The 15,094-nt window shown below is 34.9% G+C and carries 14 protein-coding genes and 1 riboswitch; of the genes, 5 read left to right on the forward strand and 9 right to left on the reverse strand.

Annotated features, from left to right (window positions below):
* Nucleotides 1-17: 17 nt before the first annotated feature.
* Complete coding sequence (locus JOC75_RS18915) at nucleotides 18-1,076, reverse strand: FecCD family ABC transporter permease (RefSeq protein ID WP_204955553.1); 1,059 nt, start codon at nucleotides 1,074-1,076, stop codon at nucleotides 18-20.
* On the reverse strand, nucleotides 1,076-2,077 hold the full coding sequence (locus JOC75_RS18920; RefSeq protein ID WP_204955554.1) for a FecCD family ABC transporter permease: 1,002 nt from the start codon (nucleotides 2,075-2,077) through the stop codon (nucleotides 1,076-1,078). Before JOC75_RS18920 ends, JOC75_RS18915 begins: the two co-directional genes overlap by 1 nt.
* Before the next feature lie 169 nt (nucleotides 2,078-2,246).
* Between JOC75_RS18920 and JOC75_RS18925 the strand changes: the two genes are divergently transcribed.
* The gene (locus JOC75_RS18925; RefSeq protein WP_204955723.1) at nucleotides 2,247-3,242 is read left to right on the forward strand and encodes an ABC transporter substrate-binding protein; all 996 of its coding nucleotides are present in this window, start codon (nucleotides 2,247-2,249) and stop codon (nucleotides 3,240-3,242) included.
* Nucleotides 3,243-3,420: 178 nt separating this feature from the next.
* A complete protein-coding gene (locus JOC75_RS18930; protein WP_204955555.1) occupies nucleotides 3,421-4,146 on the forward strand; it encodes a ZIP family metal transporter in 726 nt (241 codons plus the stop codon).
* A 254-nt stretch (nucleotides 4,147-4,400) separates the two neighbouring features.
* Here the strand turns inward: JOC75_RS18930 and JOC75_RS18935 are convergent, their stop codons facing one another.
* The 6 genes from JOC75_RS18935 to JOC75_RS18960 form a co-directional block, all read right to left on the reverse strand.
* Entirely contained in the window at nucleotides 4,401-5,726 is a 1,326-nt protein-coding gene (locus JOC75_RS18935) for a TrkH family potassium uptake protein (protein ID WP_204955556.1), read from the reverse strand.
* A 3-nt stretch (nucleotides 5,727-5,729) separates the two neighbouring features.
* Nucleotides 5,730-6,386: a potassium channel family protein gene (locus JOC75_RS18940; protein WP_146947966.1), complete on the reverse strand. Its 657-nt coding sequence runs from the start codon at nucleotides 6,384-6,386 to the stop codon at nucleotides 5,730-5,732.
* A 114-nt stretch (nucleotides 6,387-6,500) separates the two neighbouring features.
* A riboswitch (cyclic di-AMP (ydaO/yuaA leader) is annotated at nucleotides 6,501-6,653 on the reverse strand.
* A 514-nt stretch (nucleotides 6,654-7,167) separates the two neighbouring features.
* Nucleotides 7,168-8,400 carry a dicarboxylate/amino acid:cation symporter gene (locus JOC75_RS18945; RefSeq protein ID WP_204955557.1) on the reverse strand — a complete coding sequence of 411 codons (1,233 nt, stop codon included), beginning with the start codon at nucleotides 8,398-8,400 and terminating at the stop codon, nucleotides 7,168-7,170.
* A 194-nt stretch (nucleotides 8,401-8,594) separates the two neighbouring features.
* The gene (locus tag JOC75_RS18950) at nucleotides 8,595-10,391 is read right to left on the reverse strand and encodes a M3 family oligoendopeptidase (RefSeq protein WP_204955558.1); all 1,797 of its coding nucleotides are present in this window, start codon (nucleotides 10,389-10,391) and stop codon (nucleotides 8,595-8,597) included.
* 281 nt (nucleotides 10,392-10,672) lie between these two features.
* Nucleotides 10,673-10,843, reverse strand: coding sequence for a twin-arginine translocase TatA/TatE family subunit (gene tatA / locus JOC75_RS18955; RefSeq protein WP_204955559.1), 171 nt, complete (start codon nucleotides 10,841-10,843; stop codon nucleotides 10,673-10,675).
* A 91-nt stretch (nucleotides 10,844-10,934) separates the two neighbouring features.
* Entirely contained in the window at nucleotides 10,935-12,122 is a 1,188-nt protein-coding gene (locus tag JOC75_RS18960) for a D-alanyl-D-alanine carboxypeptidase family protein (protein ID WP_239589580.1), read from the reverse strand.
* Nucleotides 12,123-12,389: 267 nt separating this feature from the next.
* On the opposite strand from JOC75_RS18960, the gene JOC75_RS18965 reads away from it, so the two are divergent.
* On the forward strand, nucleotides 12,390-12,731 hold the full coding sequence (locus JOC75_RS18965) for a DMT family transporter (protein ID WP_204955560.1): 342 nt from the start codon (nucleotides 12,390-12,392) through the stop codon (nucleotides 12,729-12,731).
* 1 nt (nucleotide 12,732) lies between these two features.
* Nucleotides 12,733-13,050, forward strand: coding sequence for a DMT family transporter (locus JOC75_RS18970; protein ID WP_204955561.1), 318 nt, complete (start codon nucleotides 12,733-12,735; stop codon nucleotides 13,048-13,050).
* A 247-nt stretch (nucleotides 13,051-13,297) separates the two neighbouring features.
* On the opposite strand, the gene JOC75_RS18975 is transcribed toward JOC75_RS18970, so the two are convergent.
* Nucleotides 13,298-14,095 (reverse strand): DUF2935 domain-containing protein, encoded by a 798-nt coding sequence (locus JOC75_RS18975; RefSeq protein WP_204955562.1) that lies wholly within the window; start codon nucleotides 14,093-14,095, stop codon nucleotides 13,298-13,300.
* Nucleotides 14,096-14,239: 144 nt separating this feature from the next.
* Between JOC75_RS18975 and JOC75_RS18980 the strand changes: the two genes are divergently transcribed.
* Nucleotides 14,240-15,064 carry a manganese catalase gene (locus JOC75_RS18980; RefSeq protein WP_146947950.1) on the forward strand — a complete coding sequence of 275 codons (825 nt, stop codon included), beginning with the start codon at nucleotides 14,240-14,242 and terminating at the stop codon, nucleotides 15,062-15,064.
* Nucleotides 15,065-15,094 lie beyond the last annotated feature (30 nt).

Here is a 15,094-nt window from a genome sequence, read left to right on the forward strand (position 1 = left end):
GTTAATTTAGCTTTATCTTAAGAGTTCCTTGTTTTATATAGAAGATAAATAAAATATGGTGCACCTATCGCAGCAGTAAAAACACCTGCTGGTACTTCTAAAGGAGAAAACAAAGTTCTTCCTAGCAAATCTGCAAACATAACTAATATTGCTCCTATTAATGCAGATATTGGTAACAATGCCCCAAACGAAGAACCTACTAATCTTCTTCCTATATGTGGTGCCATCAAGCCTACAAATCCAATTACACCAGCAAATGCAACAGCACTACCTGTTAAAGCTGTACTTAATAGTAATAGTAGCAATCGATTTTTTTGTACGGCACTTCCAACTCCTGTTGCAAGTTCATCTCCAAGCTCTTGAATATTAACATTTCGAACAGAAATTATACTAATACTAAACAAGATCACGACAACAGGAAGTAAAATACGAACTTGTTCCCATGTTGCACCATACACTGTACCTGTTATCCAAACATTCGCCTGTGCTGCTTGATAAATTGGTCCTTTTACCATAAATAAGGTTGTTAATGATTGTGTAAGCATTGCTAATCCGATACCAATTAAAACTAGTCGTATCGATGAGGAACCATTATTTTTCCATGAAAGAAAATAAACAAGTAACCCTATAATGGTCGCTCCTACAAATGCAGCAACAGGCATCCACTTTATGCTTATGATTAATGAATTATTTTTATCGCTAAATAGCATAAGAAACAAAACAACTGCAACAGATGCTCCCCCAGTTATACCAATAATATCAGGTGAAGCTAAAGGATTTCGAATCAATCCCTGTAAAATGGCTCCTGCCACTGCAATGCTAACTCCTACTAATAATGCAATAATGATTCTTGGTAGACGGAAGGAGAAAATAAATAGGTTATCCATGTCAGTTCCATAACCAAGGAATGTTTTAAATACATTCAATGGACTTATCATTACTTCCCCAATTCCTGTACTAATTAGAAAGATCACCGCAACGATTGATAATAAAATCATTGATATGAAAAATGCCTTTTTATCAATCAGAAAGGAAAGCTTGTCTTTACCTATTCTTAACGTATAATATTTTTTCATTAGTTACCAAACCCCCTTCTAGCAATGTAAACAAAAAAGGGAGTTCCTATGATAGCAGTCATAACCCCAACTGGTACCTCTTCAGGCATAACAACCAATCTTGCTAAAATATCGGCAAACACAAGAAGTGAGCCTCCTAAAACAATGCAGTAAGGCAGAATCCACCGATAATCATTTCCTACTAAAAACCTGGAGAAGTGCGGAATCACAATACCAATAAAGGCGATCGGACCAGCCACAGCAACTGCTCCCCCACCTAATATAATCACGATTAAAGCACCTGTTATTTTTAATAAGCCAGTACGCTGCCCTAATCCTTTGGCAACATCTTCACCCATCGTCAGGACATTTATCTTCTGAGCAAAAATAAGACTAATCAATAAAGCTGGTAAGATATAAGGTAATACGGTATAAAGACTTTCCATTTTCCTGCCTTGAATAGATCCTGCTAACCAAAATAATACTTGATCTAATGCCGCCTCATTCACAACTAGTAAACCCTGTGTTAAAGATGAGAATAAAGCCGCCATCGCAGCTCCTGCTAATGTTAGCTTCATTGGAGTTAAACCTTCTCTTCCTAAAGAACCAACAAAATAGACTAAAAAGGCTGTAAAAGCTGCACCTGCAAAAGCGAGCCATGTATATGTTTGATATGAATTTACATAAAAAACAGATACAGCAACAACCACGAAAAATCCTGCACCTGCATTTATCCCAAATATACTTGGTGATGCGAGTGGATTTTTTGTTAAAGCTTGCATAATTGCCCCTGCAATAGCCAAACTTGCTCCTACTACTGCAGCAATCAATGCTCGTGGTAACCTTACATTATAAACAATGATATGCTCATTCGATCCATTAAAATTAGTAAACGCTTTAACAACCGTGACTATGTTTGTTTCAGCATAACCATAAATAAGACTTGCGCACATTAATAATAAAAGTAGTATGATTCCTAAAATCAGACCGAACATTTTTCGAAAAGTTGTATTAAATAACATATTGCTTCTCCTCATATATCTGCATCAACTTATTTCTTCGTTCATTCTATCAAATTATCATGAAATTGAAAATCGTTTTCAATTAAATATTGACAACAAGTTTGATAACGATTATCATTTAGCTTAGAAATGAAAACGTTTATCACACTATCTTGGGGGTAAGAACATGATGACTACAAATAAAAAGTCATGGTTAACATTATTTTTAATGAGTATTACAATGCTAGTACTTGCAGCTTGTGGAAGCAACACTAAAGAAAGTACAAAAGATGCAACAGATGGTACAAATGAAGCTCCAGCTGAAGCATACACAATTGAGCATGCAATGGGTTCAACAGAAATTAAAGGAACTCCTGAAAAAGTGGTTATTTTAACAAACGAAGGAACAGAAGCACTATTATCAATGGGAGTAACTCCTGTTGGTGCTGTTCAATCTTGGTCTGGAGATCCTTGGTATGAGCATATTACAGAAGATATGAAGGATGTTCAAGTTGTTGGAACAGAAAGCGATGTAAATATCGAGGCCATTGCTAAGCTACAACCAGATCTTATTATTGGTAACAAGCTACGACAAGAAAAAGTATATGAGCAGCTAAGTAAAATTGCACCAACTGTTTTTTCTGAAACGTTAAAAGGTGAATGGCAAGAAAACTATAAAATATATGCAGAAGCATTAAACCGTAAAGACGAAGGTAATAAAGTTATTGATGATTTTGAGAAACGTATTACTGAAATAAAAGAAGCAGCTGGTGATAAAGTAAATCAAGATGTACAGGTTGTGCGTTTTATGGCTGGTACAACTAGAATCTATTATAAAGATTCCTTCTCAGGTGTCATTCTTGAAAAATTAGGCTTTAGCCGTCCAAGCTCGTTAGAGGAGTTATTCTCTGATGATCCAGAAAATTTATTTGCTCGAGAAGTTGGAAAAGAGGTTATCCCTCAAATGGATGGAGATCTTTTGTTCTACTTCACATATACAACTCCTGAAGATCAAGAAGCAACTAAAACTGAAGAAGAATGGACAAAAGATCCTCTTTGGCAAAATCTTGAGGTTGTAAAAGCAGGAAAAGCTTATAAAGTAGATGATTCTATTTGGAACACCGCTGGCGGAGTTATCGCAGCTAATCTTCTTTTAGATGATATTGAGACAAAGCTATCTGAATAATTAATGGAAAACTCGGCTTCTTGCCGGGTTTTTTTCTTTGCTTAAGTTTTTTCTTTTTCATTAAGGGAAAAATAAGTAACGACTCAAATGAATTGCATTTTTTGCAAATTTAAGCCTGTGCTTAGTGAACAAAAAGCTAACACTAACTTATATAAAATTGTTTAGGAGTTGAGTTTTTTTGATACAAGCAGCACTATGGGGAGCTTTTGCTGGTTCATCTATCTTAATAGGAGCTCTTCTTGGATTGTATACAACTTTACCTAAAAAGGTTACTGGACTTATTATGTCTTTTGGTACAGGTGTGTTGCTTGGAGCAGCTTCTTTTGAATTATTAACAGAGGCCGTTGATCAAGGTGGCCTCACCGCTACATCAATTGGTTTTTTATCAGGTGCATTACTATTCACGATATCTGAGGTATTCATTTCATATAAAGGTGGTAAAAATCGAAAAAGATCTAAAAAAAGTAATGAAAGTTCGTCAGGTCTCTCCATTTTTATTGGTACGATCATTGATGCAATTCCGGAATCCATCATCATTGGTGTTAGCTTACTTAACAAAGGATCTGTTAGTTATTTAATGGTGGTCGCCGTATTTATTAGTAACTTTCCTGAAGGTCTATCAAGTACGGTGGGATTAAAAAAAGATGGATATAGCAAAAGAACAATCTTAATCATGTGGATAATTGTTGTTTTACTCGCTTCTGTAAGTTCATTATTAGGATTTACTTTCTTACAAAATACTTCTGTTGCAATTATCTCCTTTATTTCAGCATTTGCTGCCGGAGGAATCATTTCAATGGTTGCATCCACAATGATGCCTGAAGCGTTTGAAGAAGGTGGAGCCATTGTTGGTTTTATTGCATCTCTTGGATTGTTAAGTTCTTTATTTTTAGCTCATTTGTAAAAATGACCATTCAATTCGATCTAAAAAGGCTCTTTTCGCAAATTTTGTTGCTTATAAATACCGGAAGAAATCAGCATTGTATTAAGTATAGTGGCACCTTTTTTTCATAAAATAGTAGCGTTTATGCGAAAATACACTGTTTATACTGCAAATTTTGGTTACATAGCAACAATCTTTTTAGAAAAGAGCCTCTATAAAAGCCGGCTACAAGTTATTCACCTGTTTAGCCGGCCTATATGAAAGCTTTTCCTAACTTAACCAGTTAAAATATCCTCCTGTGGATATCGAATTTTTTCTTTAGATGGTTTAGCTAAAGAAAACATTAATGTTAAAGGACCTAATTTGCCTACAAACATAATAAAAATTAATAATTGTTTTCCTATAGTTGTTAAATCACCTGTTATACCGGTTGAAAGTCCAACAGTACCAAATGCAGATACAACTTCAAACATAATATCAAGAAATGACGCTTGTTTTTCCGTCACATTTAGTAAAAGAATGGAGATAATCACAAACACAACACTAATCATTGAGATGGCTAGTGCTTTGACAATTGTTGTGTAATGAATGGTTCGACGAGATACCACAACCTCGCTCTTTCCTTTTAAAAAGGTTATTGTGGCCAAACCAATAACTATCGCAGTTGTCAGTTTAATACCGCCACCTGTTGATCCACTACCAGCTCCTATAAACATTAATATTACGATAAAAAAGATGCTTGTTTCATCTAAGCTACCTATATCAATCGTATTAAAGCCAGCAGTTCTTGGTGAGACTGCTTGAAAATAAGAAGCCCAAAGCTTGTCACCAAGAGGTAAACTTCCTAATGTATTCGGGTTACTATATTCAACAACAAAGATAAAGAACATAGCTACCACGTTAATGACCAAGGTTCCAACTAGCATCAACTTTGTATGCAAAGATAACCTACGAAAGCTTCTTTTATGCCATATATCAACAAGGACAGTAAACCCAATTCCACCAATAATAAATAATGAAGACATCACAATATTGATTAGCGGATCTCCTACATAACGAATCAAATTATCTGGCCAAAGGGCAATTCCGGCATTATTGAAAGCTGAGATTGCATGAAAAAAGCTGTAGAATAAGCCTTGAGACCATCCAAATTCAGGGACCCATCGTATAGCTAAAAAGATCATTGCTAACGTTTCGATCGTTATTGAAAATATAAATAAGTACTTTACAAGCTTGATTATTCCACCTAAAGAGGTTTGATTTAAGGCATGTTGAATTAAAATTCGTTCTTTCAGTCCAATTTTCTTTCCTAAAACAAGGAAAATTAATACGGCAAATGACATAATTCCTAAGCCACCGACTTGAATTAAAATAGCAATAATGAGTTGTCCATAAACAGTAAATGTTGTTCCAGGATCAACTGTTGCTAAGCCAGTAACTGTCATTGCAGAGGTTGCAATAAATAAAGCATCAACCCATTTGATTGGTACAGTTGTCGCAAAAGGTAATTTTAGTAAACCTGTACCTATTGTTATAGAAACAACGAACACTAAAACAAGCAGCTGAGATGGAGTTAGATTAATAAATCTTTTAGATTTCATATCCTACATTCCATTTTCTTCAAACCGTATAATATCTTTGTTTTTCCCAATAATTAATAAAACATCACCGATGCTGATTTTTTCATCAGCACCTGGAGAAACACTTATTTCTTCACCACGCTGTATTCCAACAATATTACAGCCATATCGTGATCTAATATCTAAATCAAATAATGATTTATTGTTTAATTTCTTCGTTGCAACAACCTCTACCATGCTATATTCCTTCGAGAGTTCAATATAATCGATCATCTTCTCAGATATGATGTGATGAGCAATTCTTTTTGCCATATCCCGTTCCGGATGTATTACTCGATTAACCCCAATCTTCTCCAGAACTTTTTGGTGATAATCATTTTGTGCTTTTGCCCAAACTTGTGGTACACCTAGTTCTATTAGTAATAAAGAAGTTAAGATACTAGCTTCAATATTATCACCAAAAGAGACGAATGCATGATCAACATTTCTGACTCCTAGCTGTTTTAATATTGTCTCATCAAGAGCATTAGCTTTTACAGCATGTGTAGCATATGCCGCAAATTGCTGGATTTTCTCCTCACTCACATCAATAGCTAGCACTTCTATCCCCAACTCATAAAACTCTTTTACTAAACTTCCACCAAAACGGCCTAAGCCAAATACAGCAAATTGCTTTTTCACGCTATTTTCCTTCTTTCCATTCATAAACTGAACGTTTTCGTAGTAATATCAACTTTTTGATAACAAAAAAAGACACAGAGGTCCAATGTACTCCTGTGACTAATTTGATCACAAGTTCATTCCCTCTAACGCTTACGAAGTTAGCTGTCGGATTTGGGCCATTGAGAGTAGCCCTACAAACATATCGTTTGATTCACCCCAAGAATCATATTATGAATTCAAAGTGGTTCCTCCGCTCCTATTAATAGGATTAAGCGATTTTGAACAATCTATTCTTTTTGGTAGCTCTTTTTCAAGACAATTTACCGAAATTATATGTAGCTTTTTATACTTAAAGAGCAATAATGATTATGAATGTATCTTACTCCTCTACTATTTATGTAGTAAAGGAGTAAATTCCCTTTAAAAACACTAAATATGTCCAAATAGATTCATTTATACGCTTACATTTATCATTTACTCAACCAATCTGTATATTTCTCAACTAATATACGCATTAATCAAACGTTTGTTTAAATATATTTAAGCACTAGGGTGGCAGCTTGGTTGCTTTATCTTCAATTTTGAGGATTTATCGGCGATTTTTCAGATTTATCAGCGATTCTAGAAATTTATCAGCGATTATTCTGATTTATCGGCTATTATCGGAATTTATCAGCGATTAGACATAAATCATCAAAATCCGACACATACACCCACCACACACCTGTCTTCAAAAAACTACTATTTGAACAAACAAAAAAATGTTAGCCCATTCAAAACAGGCTAACATTTTCATCACTTATGATCTAGACTCAGCTACATCACTATGTTTCTTTTCAGTTTCAGACACAATCAGTGCACAAGCCGCGTCACCAGTGATGTTTACTGCAGTACGTGCCATGTCTAGTAAACGATCAATTCCTATAATTAAGCCGATTCCTGCTACTGGTAAACCTACCGAGCTTAATACCATTGCGAGTAGAATTAACCCTACACCAGGAACACCAGCTGTTCCGATACTTGCTAACACAGCTGTTAATACAACTGTTACAAGCTCCATCGTTGTTAGAGCTTCACCATATACTTGAGCAATAAACACAGTTGCAACACCTTGCATAATCGCTGTTCCATCCATATTAATTGTTGCGCCAAGGGGTTGAACAAAGCTACTAATTGGCTCTGGAACTTTTAATTCCTTTTGTGCTGTTTCCATTGAAATTGGTAATGTTGCATTACTACTTGATGTACTAAAGGCAACAGTCATTGCTGGTGAAAACTTTTTGAAGAATGTTAACGGATTATATTTTGCAAGGAAATAGACAGCCGATCCGTAGGTTACAATAGCATGAATAACCAAGGCTAAAATAACAACAAACATATATAAACCCATTGCTTTAATTGCTGAATAGCCTTGACTTCCAACAGCTGTTGCGATTAAACCAAACGTACCATATGGCGCAAATTTCATAACTAAATTAACTAAATACATCATTAAGTTATTTCCTTGCTCAACAAACGTTCGTAATGTGCTCGCTTTTTCACCTAGCATCGTAATACCAATACCAATGAAAATTGAAAAGGCAATAATCTGCAGCATATTTCCCTCTACAAATGCTCCAATAGGATTAGATGGGATGATATTGAGTAAAGTCTCAACTGTAGATGGAGCTTCTTTTGCTTCAAATTCAACACCTTCTGTATTAAAGCTTCCTATATTGCCTGGTTGAATAATACTAGCTAGAGATAGTCCAATAATAATAGCAATTGCAGTTGTGATGAGGAAGAAAGAAATAGTTTTTAGACCCATTCTTCCAAGCTTTTTAGGATCTCCTAAGCCAGCTACACCAAGTGTAATAGAGAAGAAAACAATTGGCACAACAAGCATTTTAATTAAATTTAAAAAGATTTGTCCTAGTGGGGTAAATAAAAATGTATTTATTGTTGCAAACAAATCAGGTGATACTAAATTTAGAATTAAGCCAACAATTGCACCTAAAATTAACCCAATTATAATCTTTGTTGCTAACTTCAAGTTAACCACCTCTTCTTATTTAATTTTCTATTCTTTTCCTTTTTTTATTCATTTAGAAACCTTTTTTTTCATAAAGACTTTCGTAAACTTTGTTGTTTTAACTTATGAAGAAAACGCTGTGTCATAGAATAGTACTCTTTATATGATAAAAACATTGTTTCTAACAGGGAATTTAGAGTAAGCAATAAGAAATATTAACAATTCGTAAGACTAATAAACTCTTCTACATCACTTGTTGCCATCTTCACAGCTTTTTCCCAGAAGTCTTTCTTCGTTAAATCCACAGATAAGTGCTTCATAGCTAGGTCTTCAACAGACATTGAGCCTGTATCCTTTAAAAGTGCAATGTATTTCTCTTCGAAATCTTGGCCCTCTTCAAGAGCATTTGCATATATTCCTAGTGAAAATAGATAGCCAAAAGTATAAGGGAAGTTATAAAAAGGTACATCTGTTATAAAGAAATGAAGCTTTGACGCCCAAAACAGAGGATGATATTCTTCTAGTGAATCTGAGTATCCCTCTTTTTGTGCATTAAGCATGAGTTCTGATAACCGATCACTTGACACATACCCCTGTTTTCTTTCTTCATAAAAAGCTGTTTCAAATAAAAAGCGTGAATGAATATTCATGAGCATGGCCACACTTCGTTGCAGCTTATCATCAAGTAAAGCTAGTCTTTCTTCTTTATTAGTTGTGTGCTTTAATGCAGCATCTGCTACAATCATTTCCGCAAAAGTTGATGCTGTTTCAGCAACATTCATCGCGTAATCACTATTTAAAGGATGAACATCCTCCATTGCATAAGAATGGAAAGCATGACCCAATTCATGTGCAAGCGTTGAAATATTTGATGGAGTTCCAGAATAGGTCATAAAAATTCTAGATTCATTCGTATCAGGTAACCCTGTACAAAAACCGCCTGGTGCCTTATTAGGACGGTCTTCTGCTTCAATCCAATTCTTCTCAAAAGCTTTCTTTGTAAAATTAGTTAATAACGGACCAAAATTACTGAATTGCTTTATTATAAATTCTGCACCTTCTTGATAAGATAGAACAGAATTCGCTTCGGCTATTGGTGCCTCTAAATCATACCAGCCTAGTTTTTCTACTTCTAATACCTTAGCCTTTTGATTCATATAATCAATAAGTGGCTGTTTATTTTCTGAGATAACCTGCCACATCATATCAAGCGTTTCCATTTTCATTCTATTTATAGCTAGTGGTTCTTTAAGTGGATTTTCCCAGCCTCTTTCTTTATAAACAGATAATCGAAAGCCTGAGAGTCTGTTCAAAGCTTCAGCAAATAATTCCTTTTGATTTCCCCATCCAGCTTCCCATTTTCCAAGTAATTCTTTTCGCACTTTGCGGTTTGAATCAGAGAACTTATTGTATGCTTGACCTACAGATAAGCTTTTCTCGACTCCATTTTCGGTAAAAGGAATTTGCACCTTTGAAACAAGGAGATCATATAGCTGTTCCCAACCAATGTAACCATCGACAGATAATTGCTGAATTAACTGTTCTTTTTCAACAGATAATTTATCCTTAGACTGATTTCTCATTTCATTTAGTATGTATGTAAGATCTGTGAGTTCAGGTTGCTTTAATACTTGCTTCCACGTACCTTCTTCGATATCACCTAGTAACTGATCTACTTTTAAAATAGCTTTTGAAAAATCTGTATTAAGATCTGTGACTTTGGCTCTTAATATGTTCGCTTCTGTATCAGCTGTATTTTGTGCTTGTAAACATCCTACAAAGGAATTTGCTTGTTCTAGTTTAACGATACTGTTAGACATGCTATCAAGAATATCTTCAAGTATTGAAACATCTTCACATGTAAATGTGTTAGGCCATTTTAAGGTAGCTTGGTTTAATTGATTGATACTCACTGAAATATCTTTAAGATAAATAAGAAATTCCTCAGATTGACTTCCACCTTTAAAAAGTGTTTCTAAGTCCCATTTGCTACTGAAAGTTGGCAAATTCATATTTTTTCCTCCCAAACATTTTTTGGATTTACGCTGCTAAGCTTTGTTGTTCACTTTCCAAATTATTAATGAACTCTATCAACCAACTTAGGTATGAGTCCGTAAAACAAAAATACCGCTTATTCTCTCCAAAGAGCGGAAAAGAACGCTTTAAATTACTTTAAATTAACAATTACTTCTATTTTGTTTGTCTGTTTTGGTGTGAAACATTTTTTCGCCTTCAACTTTTGTCCATAAAAAAAGAGACATTGGCACTTTGCCTGCCTCAATATAGGTTACTTTTATTTCTTCGTTGATGAAGAATCTTCGTCTTCCATAAGACCCTTTGTAGCGTTTTTAAATTCTCTTAATGTATTACCTGCTGCTTTCCCTAATGCAGGTAATTTACTTGGTCCAAATAGTAATAAAGCAACAAATAAAATCAATAGTACTTCACTAAATCCTAGATTCATGATAAACACTTCTTTCTAATAGAATGATAGAAGCTTAGATGATAATTATATCGCAAACATTTATTAATTGCAAAAGTTGGAAAATCTACTTTCACACTCTTCTTACTTGAAAATAAAAGAAAATAGAGATAATAGAAGCGATTACTAACGAAAAAGGTACAATATATGTTAAATGATTTTTGCCAACACTCGTATTTTCTTCATTTATTTCTGGTGATGAAACAACCTCACTTTTCATTTGCTTATCTTCTTCTTCGCTTTTTACCTTGTCTAGCTTAAAGGATTGAATGATTTGATTTTCTTGCCCCTTTACAACAAGTTCTCCTGTTGAGAGAATATCCTTTGTTACTGTTTCATCTATTTTTTTCACATAACTCAGCTTCTCTGTCGTTATAAAAACTGTTTGATCACTAGAGGTGAATTTCTCATTGCTTTGTATGGTATCAGTTTCAAAATGATTGAATCCATAATCAAATAATGCAGCCGCATCATTATATGCTAGATTACTAGTTTTTGCATTTAATGTAACAGCTATCAAACTTAATTCCCCTCTACTCGCAGTTGTGACAAGTGTAAAACCTGATTCATCAACAAAGCCGTTTTTACCACCTGTTATTCCCTCATATGATTGATCACGCACCATAATATGATGATTAATAATCGTTGTGTTCCAGCCTTCTCCAGACCATTTTAATTCAATTGTGTTAAAGATTTCTCTAAACGTTTCATTCTGCATAGCGTACGCTGTAATTTTAGCCATATCCTCAGCAGTTGTTACATGCTCTGGATCGAATAACCCATGTGGATTCATAAAATGTGTATGTTCAACACCAACCTCTGTTGCTAAATACTCATTAAATTCCTCCACAAAGCTAGATACAGATCCACTCATATGCTCAGCTATCGCAACACCTGCATCATTTCCTGAATTAAGTAAAAGCCCTTGAATTAGCTTATTCAAAGAAACTTTTTCACCAACTTCTAAATACACACGTGTTCCATCTGCATTTCTAGCATTTTCACTAACTGTAACAATATCATCTAAATTTCCTTTTTCGATTGCATAGATAGCGGTGGCAATTTTCGTTATACTAGCAGGCGGGAGCTTTTCTTTGCTGTTTTTCTCATATAGTATTTGCCCTGTTTCAGCATCTAGCAAAATGGCAGAATGGCTTTCAACCATATCCTCTATATTCTCTTTATTAGCTTGACTACTAAATGGAAATAAACCTAATACTAAGATAGCACTAAATACACATATAAATACCTTTTTCATCATTGTATTACTCCTCAAAAATGGTTCTTTTTCACTCATCTTGATTAGCATATCAAGGCTATGATATAAAAAGCAATACTATGTTCTAACACAATAGGTTTAAGTATCTAAATTTTAGACAAAATTCCTTTTACTTGGTGGTTCAAGCGAAGATCAATTATACTTGTTATCGATTAATCTCAATTAAGAAGATCAGTTAATGATATGTACCTTATAAGAAATAAAAATTAGAAACATCTATGAAAAACGCGAAAGAGGTGAACACACACTATGAATAAAAATTGGTTGATCATATACATTGCTGCATTTTTTGAAGTGTGTTGGGTATCAGGGCTAAAATACTCTACCACTTTAACTGCATGGGGCGGTACAGTTTTAGCGATCATGATAAGCTTTTACCTTTTAATAAAAGCAACAAGTCAATTACCAATAACAACAGCATATGCCGTATTTACTGGCTTAGGTGCAGCAGGTACCGTGATTTCAGAAATTCTATTTTTTGGAACGGAATTAAATTGGTTAAAAATAGGTTTATGTGCGATTCTCATTACTGGAGTAGTCGGATTGAAGCTTGTTACAACTGATGGTCAAACAAAGAGAGAAGGTGTTTAGCATGGATTGGCTTTTCCTCATAATAGCCGGATGCTGTGAAATATTTGGTGTAGCAGCAATATCAAGGTTTAACAAAAGCAAATCATTACGAAATAGCTTTATGATACTTATTGGGTTTATACTTAGTTTTTCATTCCTCTCACTTGCAATGCAAACCATCTCTATGGGAACTGCTTATGCTGTTTGGACAGGAATTGGTACAGTAGGTAGTGCCATAATCGGTATCTTATTTTTAGGAGAATCTACTGAATGGAAACGGTTATTATTTATATCAATGATTATTTGCTCAACAATTGGTCTTAAATTCATTCCATATTAAAATACATTATAAGATGCTTTCTATTAATCAGTTATGCTAAAAAAACAAGTTCGTTCCATTGCACTGCAGACACTCCACTCACCGAAGAGAAAGCTGAGCCTGCTTAGGTCTCAGCCTTCCCTCTATTCCCGTAGAGTGTCTTCCGCTCAATTCCACTATTTCTAAAAATTAGTAGCAAAAAACTTATTGAAATTACACCTAATAATTCAAGTTTATCAATTGCTCAAATACTTATGTCCCAGCCTCGTTATAATGAAAGCCTCGGCTTTGTCGGATCACACGAAGGTAATTCTGTGTTAGCAGCTTCAGCAACCTTCATTAAATAATAGCACTCTTCTCTCATCATATGATCTGCCATTAACGCAGAAAACGTGCTCAAATTCTTGTTCGTAAGCTCCATCTCTTCGATCTCAGCTAAAAAGCCTCTAAACAATTCAATCTCAAGTTCAACATCATTATTCATTTTCGTAAGTGCTGGGAATGAATCTACATTTGCTCGTAAGTATCCTGATAGTTCAACAGCCTTCAAATAAAATTCCTCAAAGTCCTTCGTGAACACATCACTTTTTTGTTTAAGCTGCTTTTCTGCACGATCAAGTGTATCCGATATGGCTCCTGCGTGACCAGCAGCATCTAACAGCCATAATAGATGATGATGTAGCTCATGGAAAATTGGTGGTTTTTCTTGTCTTTTTAAATAACTCAGTACTAATAAGTATTCCTCAAGCTCATTTACCATATGATTTAAGAATGATGGTGAGAGATGAATCGTGATTTTACCTATCAAATGCCTTTCGATTAAAGATAACTTAAACTGACGGAATTCCTTTGTGTACTCTTCTGCTTCCAATGTTAAAGCTAATAAGTCATCTAGTCCTCTGGACTTTTTCAATAATGTATCAAATACTTGTTTATACTTCATCGCTTGTTCTATTGCTTCTTTTTCTTTAACTGCTAATGAATCTAATATAAAACGAGCATGATCTCCAAGAATTTGTAGCCAAAATTGATGTTCAAATGCGGCTGCTTCTTCATATGTTTTCATCTTTACCCTCCCGAACTTTATTCTCTAAACAATATGCAGTCATGAGTTGTCCTAGTAAACTTCTACAAATTTTGTCATAACAATTAGTTTAGTGAAATATACATATCGTGTTCGAAAATAAAAAATTATGAGGAGGGTTTCTTCATGTTTTTTCACATCAAGGAACTTCAATACAACGCGAAACCCGATCGTCCAGATCCCGTATATGCAAAAAAGCTTCAGGAAATTTTAGGCGGACAATTTGGCGAAATCTCAGTTGCCATGCAATACTTATTTCAAGGTTGGGCTACAAGATGTCCTGGTAAATACAAAGATATGATTTTAGATATTGGTACAGAAGAGCTTGCACATATTGAAATGCTAGCAACAATGATTGGGAGATTATTAGATAATGCACCTTTAAAGGAACAAGAAGAAGCAGCAAAGAATCCTGTTATTGAAGCTATTCTTGGCGGAATGAATCCTCAGCATGCAATAGTTTCTGGACTTGGTGCACTACCTGTTAACAGTGTAGGTGTTCCATGGATGGGTAATTATATTATTGCCAGTGGGAACTTATTAGCAGATTTCCGCGCGAACTTAAATGCTGAATCACAAGGCCGCTTACAAGCTGTTCGATTATATGAAGCAACAGACGATCGTGGTGTTAAAGATATGCTTTCATTCTTAATTGCTAGAGATCGCATGCATCAAAATCAATGGTTGGCAGCAATTGCCGAATTAGAGGCTAAGGAAGGTAAAACAGTTCCAAGCACATTCCCAATGAATTTAGAGGCACAGCAATTTTCATATAAATTTATGAATTTATCAAGAGGAGAAGAAAGTGCTCAAGGAAGATGGGCGAGTGGCCCTAGTATGGATGGCAAAGGTGTATTTGAATATGTACAATATCCGCAGCCACATGCACCAAAACCAGTACCACGTCCTGCACCACCACAGTACCATGATACTCCACCCTCTGATTGTTAAAAAATACCCAGATCTCATTTTGAAAAAGAG

Origin of the sequence: Metabacillus crassostreae (assembly GCF_016908395.1) — a bacterium.
GTDB classification, from domain to species: Bacteria; Bacillota; Bacilli; order Bacillales; family Bacillaceae; genus Metabacillus; species Metabacillus crassostreae.